The sequence below is a fragment of the Methylobacter sp. genome (assembly GCF_036845245.1).
GTDB lineage: Bacteria > Pseudomonadota > Gammaproteobacteria > Methylococcales > Methylomonadaceae > Methylobacter_A.
Genome location: NZ_DAIUEH010000031.1, coordinates 59,535 through 69,292, shown reverse-complemented (window position 1 = coordinate 69,292; position 9,758 = coordinate 59,535). Strand labels below are relative to the sequence as shown.

8 protein-coding genes are annotated in these 9,758 nt (G+C 48.8%); 1 reads left to right on the top strand and 7 read right to left on the bottom strand.

Translation table 11 applies throughout. The features are described 5' to 3' along the window. Positions 1-29: 29 nt before the first annotated feature. The 5 genes from V7051_RS14605 to V7051_RS14585 form a co-directional block, all read right to left on the bottom strand. Positions 30-818 (bottom strand): hypothetical protein, encoded by a 789-nt coding sequence (locus V7051_RS14605; RefSeq protein ID WP_333876145.1) that lies wholly within the window; start codon positions 816-818, stop codon positions 30-32. 6 nt (positions 819-824) lie between these two features. Next, positions 825-1,298, bottom strand: coding sequence for a hypothetical protein (locus V7051_RS14600; protein ID WP_333876143.1), 474 nt, complete (start codon positions 1,296-1,298; stop codon positions 825-827). Positions 1,299-1,558: 260 nt separating this feature from the next. Beyond that, entirely contained in the window at positions 1,559-2,080 is a 522-nt protein-coding gene (locus V7051_RS14595) for a YMGG-like glycine zipper-containing protein (protein WP_333876141.1), read from the bottom strand. An 11-nt stretch (positions 2,081-2,091) separates the two neighbouring features. Further along, complete coding sequence (locus V7051_RS14590) at positions 2,092-2,445, bottom strand: hypothetical protein (RefSeq protein WP_333876139.1); 354 nt, start codon at positions 2,443-2,445, stop codon at positions 2,092-2,094. 477 nt (positions 2,446-2,922) lie between these two features. Then, positions 2,923-4,908: a PAS domain-containing sensor histidine kinase gene (locus V7051_RS14585; protein WP_333876137.1), complete on the bottom strand. Its 1,986-nt coding sequence runs from the start codon at positions 4,906-4,908 to the stop codon at positions 2,923-2,925. Positions 4,909-5,543: 635 nt separating this feature from the next. Here V7051_RS14585 and putA point away from each other — a divergent pair. After that, entirely contained in the window at positions 5,544-8,747 is a 3,204-nt protein-coding gene (putA, locus tag V7051_RS14580; protein WP_333876135.1) for a bifunctional proline dehydrogenase/L-glutamate gamma-semialdehyde dehydrogenase PutA, read from the top strand. A gap of 1 nt (position 8,748) precedes the next feature. Here the strand turns inward: putA and V7051_RS14575 are convergent, their stop codons facing one another. Together V7051_RS14575 and V7051_RS14570 are read right to left on the bottom strand one after the other, a co-directional pair. Further along, on the bottom strand, positions 8,749-9,117 hold the full coding sequence (locus V7051_RS14575) for a hypothetical protein (protein ID WP_333876133.1): 369 nt from the start codon (positions 9,115-9,117) through the stop codon (positions 8,749-8,751). A gap of 14 nt (positions 9,118-9,131) precedes the next feature. Beyond that, complete coding sequence (locus V7051_RS14570; RefSeq protein WP_333876131.1) at positions 9,132-9,686, bottom strand: hypothetical protein; 555 nt, start codon at positions 9,684-9,686, stop codon at positions 9,132-9,134. Between the last annotated feature and the right edge of the window lie 72 nt (positions 9,687-9,758).

Below are 9,758 nucleotides of genomic sequence, written 5' to 3'. Positions count from 1 at the left end.
AAAAGGTAGCCAAATAAGAAATACGGTAACTAATTTACGTAATTAAACACTAGTTCCATCCGCCTCTCAATCTCTAATCCGGCAAGCTTAGCTTTAGCTTCTTGAGTTTTATTTTCAAGCATGTTTTGTGTACTACCTTCAAACAAGGATTTGAAAGTTTCCACCATTCTATTCAGAAAAGTGTAAAGCAGATCGGCAGAAAAACCGCCTAAAATTGCCAACAAGGGTCGAATAATGCCTTTCGACAGCATTCCATCACTTTGAATGGATTGTTCTGAGACCAGCAGCGATAGCAACAATCCTGCGATGATGCCCAACAAAAATCGAATCCAATAAGACGATTGGTAACAAGGATCGTAAGTGCCTTTTGAGATATAGGCATTGGCGGTATATAGCGCTGTAAATGATGCGCCCAGACCTGCCGCGCCAACATAAAAAACCAAGCGGGCCAATTGTTCTAAGCCATCAGCTGACAAAACATCTTCCGCTAAGGTACTGCCATTTATAAATGGGCTGGCCATTAACGTTATAAATATAAATAGGGAAATGACGGCAGCCAACATAAGTTGGCGGACTAATGAAACAGGCCCTAGGAATCTAAGCAACGTTTCGGCTTTTTGTTCTACATAAAGTAACAATACAGTTTGCGGCGTTGCAGGTTCGATAAGACGCGTCAACAAACAGTGAACATCAACCAAAGCAGTGATGTCGAGGTCTCTTCGAATTAGCGGATGAACGTTTTCTCCAATTCCGGCAGGACTGTGGTCTTCAAACGCTGCGAGACAGGAGTCGAGTAGTCCCCAGAAGCGATAGTGCATGTGTTTTCACGCAGCTTGCGAAGTGAAAATGCAGGCTTTCCGAAATCGCGTCGAGTCATTGGAGAGCATGTGAGCTACCCCTTGTTGGGTAGCGATCGAGTGACCAGGACGGCTGGGGCAGCCGCAGGCATTAGCGGTCGCGTAATTTTTGCCGCTTGTTGGGCTGGGAGGCCCATAAAAGCTTTCGCAAAAATAGCGACTCCCCGGTGATTCAATACTTTTAATGGCTTCAGCAGAGACGGATTTACCCTTTGACAATGCGAACTTGGCCATTGACGTGCATTCCATATAAATTTGTTTACGTAAATCAAGATTAGCGTAAGGAGTGGTTTTTTGATTAATCACGAAAGCCTCAATAAATAGGGGGCAGCATATTATTAAATTAGGAAGCAATTGCGGAATCTCAATAACGATCCAACACAGCCTGCTGATAGATAAAGAAAGGTAGTCGTTGTCGGCAAGATGCAGTTCTAACGACAAGTATAATCTTCCGGAGGGAATCATATAGAACACACAGGCATTATGCAACGACGGGTAGTTATCCTCTCGTCTTAATTTTGCTTCGGTTCACGGTTTTTTTACGGTTTATTGCTGTGTGGATTCAATAATCTATCTATAAGTTTAACTATGTCCGAAGCGGCGTTGAATAAGTAGCCGAACGCCTATACCGAGCCAAACAGTGCGATAGTTTCCGCGTTGTTCGGCTCGGGTTGACGTTTATGCGTCTCCTGACGGCGCTGTTATTTTGTCGGAGCCGGTGGCGGTGAACCGGGCGGCGGTGGCGGAACATGGGAGGATGGCGGCGCAGCTTGACGGTAGGTGTCGTTAGAAAATTGTCCCGATACCGGAACCTGATGGCCTTTAGAATACATGCATTGAATATAAGCCACATCATAGTGTTGTTGCGTTGCCGACATGGAGCTGTCGGCAGTCCCTGCACCGACCAGGCTGCCGCCCACTAAACCGGTGCCTGCCCCGATGGCGGCCCCGCGCCCTCCGCCGATCGCCGCTCCGGCTGCAGCACCTAAAGCCGTGCCGATTGCGGCGCTAGTGACGCCGCTACTCACTCCTGCTTCCTTAGTGGTAGTGCCGCCAACCTGGAAAGAGGCGTATTGCTGACAGACAGCGTCGTCGTTACGAAACTGTTCAAAAGATACGCCGGAACCGGGTAGCACCATGACGCTGGGTCCGGTTGGCAAGCTGACGCAGCCGCTGACTGCCAGTATAACTGTGGCCAAACATACAATATAAAAACGCGACATAGCTGGACTCCTTAACGAGATGAGGACGGTATCGGCTCAACTTGCTGCCAACCTCTTGGGCATTCTTTGATATAAGGATAATAGCCTTCGGGGTTATTGCAGTGATACCAGTAGCCGGATGGATATTGTTGGACAGCCGGAGGAGATTGCTGGATATAGACCGGTGGTGTTGCCGGTACCGTAATCACGGTCGGCGGATAATAATAAGGGGAATAAAAGGGATCGCGGTAATAAGGGTAAGGGTAAGGGTAAAGCGGTGCGCCGAAATACAAGCCAAAACTGGAATGACCACGCGCCCAATTGACACCACTATACAAGCTGCAAATTATCAGTAGTACTGTGGATAACATCGTGTGAGTTTTCATTATTTACTCCTTTCAAGAACAGTAGCCGTTGAGCAAAGTCTGCGGATAGAAGCGCCTTATGAATTTAAGTTTTTACCTGTCGATTCGATGCCCATTGCCGAGTGTCGATCGATTATTGTCAATAAATCTTAAATATACCGATTTAGTGCATGTTGCCACCCCATCGAAGTGTCGTGACGAGAAAAATTTTGTTTTACTCCATCTTGTTGGTTGTCGTCAAATTTGCGTAATTTTTTGAAGTGATAAAAGCCATTTGTAAAACAGAAACTATCCTGAGCCGGTAATCCAGCAAGTATTATGCATCAACGGACGGACATTGATAGCATCAGTAAGCCACTGCGGCATTGATATTATTTCTCGGCTGAAGTCATGGAGAAAGACGAACGGAGCATGAATGAATTGCCGGACAGGTTTTGGCGTAGCCGCAGCGGTCTGAGTTTTCTTCGGGTTCAATAAGTAATGGCTGAGCTTTGCATCCTACAAGTTTTTAGCAAGCTTATCCCGTAGTGGCAGAGTGAAATAAAAAGAGGCGCCTTTCCTATGCTGGCTATTGAAATGCAAAGTACCTTCATGGGCTTCGATAATTGAGCGGCTGATGGATAGCCCCATACCCATTCCGTTCGTCTTGGTGGTGTAAAAAGGCGTCAATATTTGTTGCCGATTGTCTTCATCAAGCCCCGGTCCATTGTCTATTAGCTCGACCAGGATGTCATTATTGGCAGTCAATCGAGTATGGAACTCTATCTGGCGTTGCTGCTTTACTGGTAGGCTTTGTAAGGCCTCGATGCTGTTTCTGATCAAATTTATAATGACTTGCTCAATTTGTATCTGATCAACATAAACAGGCGGCAGGTTATTTGCCAACGCGAACGTCAACTTTATGCTGTTTTGCTTAAAATCAGCCATACATAGGCCGATAGAGTTATAAATCAATGCATTAACGTCGGCGGCTGAACGGTGTTTTACATGGGATTTGACAAAATCCCTCATACGATGAATTATTCGTCCCGCTCTTAAAGCCTGTTGCTGAGTTTTGGATAATATCTCGGTGAGTTTTACCAGATCAGGATTTTCAGTGTTAATAAGGTTTATGCTGACTTGAGTATAGCTGGAAATCGCAGCCAAGGGCTGGTTGACTTCATGAGCAATGCCGGAAGCCATTTCACCCATCAGTCCAAGGCGGGTAACATGAGCGAGTTCGTCCAGATGTTTCTTATTTTGCTGCTCCCGGCGTTTGCGTTCGCTGATATTTTCATGACTGACTACAGCTCCGCGATGAGAGCCTTGCAATGGCGATACGCTCATGTAAAACCAGCGTTGCTGATCGGGTGTATGACACGGATATTCTAAATGAAATGTTTCCAGCTCCCCAGACAGTACCGCCGCGATACCGGCCTGAGCAGTGTTTGCCTCATCGCCATAGGGTTGATCAAAGGCATTTTGACACACGTCCAGATAATTAATCCCCACCAAGATATCTTGATTGCCATTTTCTTCGGCAAATCGCCGCCATGCTTTATTGACGGCGACAATAGTCCCCTGCGCATCCAGCACCGCAATGTTCGATGTCAGTGAGTCCAGTATACTGGCATTAAAATCATCGCTGTCACGTAGTTTTTCCTCCATTTGCTTGAATTCGCTGATGTCTGTAAAGGTACCGATCATGCGCAAGGGTTTACCCTCTTCGCTACGGCTGACTATCATGCCGCGGTCGAGTATCCATTTCCAACTGCCGTTTTTGCAATTTACCCGGTGTTCCCAGGCATAAACCGGGATGTTGCCCTCAAGATACGCTTGCACTATAGCGAGGGTTGCTGACTTATCGTCTGGGTGAATGCGTTTTTCCCACTCATCCAGATCGGTGCCGATCTCGTCCTCGCTAAAGCCCAGCATTTCTTTCCAGCGTTTGGAGTAAAATAACGTATTGTCTAAGATGTTCCAGTCCCAAAGCCCGTCACCTGAGCCCTCGACAGCGAATTTCCAGCGATATTCGCTTTCGCGCAACGCATTTTCCGCTGCTTTTCTTTGTTCTATCTCAGCTTGCAATTGTGTAATGGAAGGTAAAGACAGGGCTCGGGGAATAATCCATAGCATCATTACCGCGGAGGTGACCGAAATAATCGCTGTTAAGGCTTTAACCAAGCCGTCCAGCCAATATAAAGGTGTCCAGATCGTAATAGCCGAGAATAGATGAGTGGTGCCGCAGGCGATAATAAAACCGGCAAACATAATCGTCAGCCACGGATAGGGAAAATCTTTACGCTTCCGGATAAAGTAGATGAGGGTCAGGGGGATGGAATAATAGGCGAGAGTGATCAGCAGATCCGAGATAACGTGTAGCCAAAGTAATGCAGGTTTCCATGAGAGGCAATAACCATGCGGGGTGAAATCATTAATACTGAAAAAATCGATGAATGGCTGCATTTGTAAAATATAAGAAAAAGGATGGGAAAGATGTGCCATTCAGGATGGCTAAAGCAGCTTTCGGTTGGTGCACTGTCATGAATAAACGGGAGTCGGAACTATGTCTGGGTTTAATGTTCCAGTGGGCGGCCACTTTTATAGCGACAGATTTGTAGCGGGACTTAAGGCTATTTGCATAACACTTTTCATGCACACATCCTGAAATCCGACAACGATATGTTCCTCGATATCGCTGAACATTCCATTGGAAAAATTATAGTGTGGGGATCGTGTTTTTCTGATACGTATCATTAGGCATAAAACTACGAACAATACCAACAACTGAACGAACAGATATTTGCATGCATCGAAAAAGCCAAAATAAAGAACCTCGTGGTTTATGTAAGTCTAAAAGCCAGACCAATATATGGTTATATAAAATAGAGCGTTTAATTTTTCAATCAATAGGTACTATTGCGTAGGATAGAGGGATTTCTCTGATTAAGTTCGATGCCGGATATGATAAGGGTTAAACGCTGGTTAATTTTACACGCAAAGCGGCAATAAAACAGATTGACTTGCGTCCCCGCTGTGGAACAATGAAACCAATTGCTCGGACTATCTTTTTGATCCAATTTCCGGTTTCAAGGATGACTCTTAAGAAACTGGAGATTTTTGCAATGGAGTTAAGCTCTATGACTCAAAAATCTTTAGCCGAATTACGAAAAATAGTTAATCAGGCTTATTTAGCGGATGAGAAACACCTTGTCAGCGAATTGCTCTATTGCGTATGGGCACGGTTCGCGCTTTTCAGGAAACCTTCTCCCCGGCCTTTCAATGAAAGGAGAGGAGGGCAACAGCTGCAATTCGCGCCGTTATTGAATATATCGGCTTTAAACGGCTACGACCCGGTTTTAATAGGGGAGAGCGCCAAAACGCTGGCTATTGCAGTCAGGGAAAAAAAACATCAGCAATCGGTGATTGAAGCCTTCCTGCAGGAATATCAGCTTACTTCCCGAGAGGGCATTGTTTTAATGGGGATTGCCGAAGCTTTGCTGCGTATTCCCGATAGCCGCACGCAAGACCTGTTTTTACAGGAAAAGCTCACCACCGTTGACTGGCAAAGCCATTTACATCATAGCGATTCCCAGCTGGTCAATTTAGCGACAAGAGCCCTGTTATTCGCCGGAGACTTTGAAGCCCATCATGACTCTCCGGCTTTCGAACAATTGCTATCCCGAATGGGCGCGCCGTTAATACGCGCCGCCGTAAAGCAGGCCATGCAGCATCTGGCATTGCAGTTCATTTTTGCAGAGTCTATACAGCAGGCCGTTCAGCGTAGCGGGCAGGACCCGGTATTCCGCTATTCTTTCGATATGCTCGGCGAAGCGGCGCTGACGCAGGCCGATGCAGAACGTTATGTCGAAACCTATCATTCGGCTATTCATGTGTTGGCGGGACATGCGGGGTCTGCCGATATTTACGCTAATCCGGGCATATCGATTAAATTATCGGCGCTTTGTCCCCGTTACGAACCTTTGCAGCATATTCGTGCGGTCAAAGAACTGAGCGATAAACTGCTGGCGCTGGCTCAGGCAGCCCGCACGGCCAATATTGCGATCACTGTCGATGCGGAAGAATCCGAGCGGCTGGAGATGTCGTTGGATGTGTTCGCCGCTGTTTTTAATCATCCTGACCTGGACGGTTGGCCGGGGTTGGGTTTAGCCGTGCAGGCTTATCAAAAAAGAGCGCTGCCGGTCATTCGCTGGCTGGCTAAACTAGCCGAACGCCAACACAGGAAGATACCGCTACGCTTGGTCAAAGGCGCTTACTGGGACAGTGAAATAAAGCGGGCGCAGGAAAACGGCCTTGCCGATTACCCGGTGTTTACCCATAAGTCCGCAACCGATGTATCCTATCTGGCCTGTGCGCAGTTTATGTTATCCAAGCCGGATGCCTTTTATCCCCAGTTCGCCAGCCATAACGCCCATACGGTCGCCGCTATTCATCAGCTCGGGCAACAACATCCGGGTTATGAGTTCCAGCGTTTACACGGCATGGGCGAAAGCCTTTACCGGGAACTCATGGAAGTTCAAAACTGGCAGACGCCTTGCCGCATTTATGCACCGGTCGGCGCTTATCATCAGTTGTTGCCTTACCTGGTCAGACGCTTGCTTGAAAACGGCACCAATACGTCTTTCATCAATCAAATCAGCCGCCCGAACATTAGCGTCGACGAACTGGTCAGCGACCCGGTTGAGGCAGTCAAAACATCGGTCCATCAAGCTCAAATCGTATTGCCCCTCCATTTGTTCGGCGAGCAGCGGCTTAATTCAGCCGGGTTAAATCTGGCCGACCCTGACCAGTTGGAATCATTGCAGCAAAGCCTGGAACTATTGGCCGATAAGCATTGGACCGCAATGCCGTTAATAAGCGGCAGCCCCCGTTCCTGTAAGGAACGGCTTGTGGTGAATCCTTACGATAACCGCTTGACGGTCGGTTCAGTCGTTTTCGCCGAACCGGCTGCTATTGACGAAGCGTTAAACGAAGCTTCCCAGGCATTTACCGACTGGCGGCTTTGTCCCGTTACACAACGCGCCGAGTATTTGAAACGGGCTGCCGATCTTCTGGAATTAAACCGTCTGGAGCTGGTTTCTTTATGTGTACGGGAAGGCGGTCGCACGATTAAAGATGCGTTGGCCGAAGTCAGGGAGGCGGTCGATTTTTGCCGCTATTATGCCCAGTCCGCGCTGGACTTGTTCGGCGAACCGATCAGGCTGCCCGGTCCTACCGGCGAGGAGAACCGGCTTTATCATTACGGCCGCGGCGTTTATGTCTGCATCAGCCCGTGGAATTTCCCTATCGCCATCTTTATCGGCCAGATAGCGGCGGCTCTCGCGGCCGGTAATACCGTTATCGCCAAACCGGCCAGCCAGACCGCATTAATCGCAATGCGCTGTATCCAGTTACTGCATCAGGCCGGCATACCCGAAACGGTATTGCAGTTTTTGCCGGTGGGCGGCAGTCTGTTTGGACAGCATTTGCTTCCCGATCCCCGCGTTGCCGGTGTCGTTTTTACCGGCTCCACGGAGACGGCGCAGTCCATTAACCTGCAATTAGCTCAACATCATCAAGATATTGTGCCGGTGATTGCCGAAACCGGCGGACAGAATGTGTTGATCGCCGACAGCTCGGCATTGCTTGAGCTGCTGGTTCAGGATGTCGTCGTCTCGGCTTTTAATAGTGTCGGCCAGCGTTGCTCGGCTTTACGCGTTCTATTCGTGCAGGAGGAAATTGCCGATAAAACCATAGCGATGCTGATCGGCGCAATGCAGGAATTAACCATCGGCAACCCCGGTGCTTATCAAACCGACATCGGCCCTGTTATCGATCAGGCCGCACTGGCGCCGTTGTCTGCGCATTTGGAAGCCATACAAGAACAGGCGCGGCTGCTTTATCAACTGCCGGTGCCGGAAGGCTTGGGCTACGGTAGCTTCTTCCCGCCCAGTCTGATAGAGCTACAATCGCTATCGCAACTGACCGAGGAAATATTCGGGCCGGTATTGCACGTGATCCGTTACCGCGAACCGGAACTCGATCAGGTCATTGCCGCAATCAATGCGACCGGATACGGCTTGACGCTGGGCATACACAGCAGGATAGACAGCACTTTCAATACTATCCGGCAGAACGTAAAAGTCGGCAATATCTACGTCAACCGCAATATGATCGGTGCCGTGGTCGGTGTACAGCCGTTTGGCGGCAACGGACTTTCCGGCACCGGGCCAAAAGCCGGAGGTCCCAATTATCTGCGCCGCTTCGTCATCGAACAGACAGTTACCATAAACACTGCCGCTATCGGCGGCAATGCCTGTTTGCTGGCTCAGGATTTACGATGACTTAAGGAGAGGGTGGTCTCGGACCGCTTGGTTTAGGCGGCGCAGGAGTATTCGGCGGTGGGGGCGGGTGCCATTCCTGCTCCGTGTCATACATTAACTCCCCTGGCACAGGAACTTTATGCCCCTTGCCGTACATGCATTGGATGTAAACGATGTCATAGTTTTGCTGGGCTTCTTCTCTGGAATCGGCATCCTGTTGCGATGTTGCAAGCTGTGTATGGGTGAGCTGCCTGCATTGCAGGTCGTCATTATGGAACTGATCGAAGTTTTTATCGCCGCCCGGCAGTACCAAAATGCTGGGCCCGCTCGGCATTGTCGAGCAAGCGCTAAGCAAGAAAACGGAAATCAGGATTGTCAGAATCTGTAACATGGGGCACACCTCCATTAAGGAACAACATTCTGCCAGACAGATGAACACTCCCTGACATAGGGATAGTAGCCGGGAGGACTGGTGCAGTAATACCAATAGCCGGGCTGCTGTTCTAGGGGTTGAGGGTCAATTTTTTGCCATCCGGTCGAGCATTCTTTTACATAGGGATAATAACCGGCCGGATCAGGACAATAGTCCCAGCTGTTCGGTTCAAGTGCCTGGATATTGGATACAGTCCCTTGATCTATATAAGTGGGCGGAGTCGTCGGTGTTATGAGCGATGGCGAAGCATAATACGGAGAGTACGAGTAGTAAGGCCAGTAATAGAAATTCGGCCAGAAAAAAGGAGAACCTGCAAAAAAGCCTACGCCACCATAACCATGGTGATGAAAGCCTCCGAAATGTCCGCCTCCCCTGAAAGCGCCGCCTCCATGGAAACCACCGAATCCGCCTCCGTGACCGCCGCCGGAACCTCCACCGTGTCCGCCTCCGCCACGGGCCATGGCGTTTTCGCTGGTTAACAATGCAATAAGGATGATCAACACAACAGATAATCTTCCGGACATCATTGTCATTTCCTCCTATACCGAAAAATGGACTGCATTGTTATCCTGATGGGGCGAGCTTGACGCATAATCCCG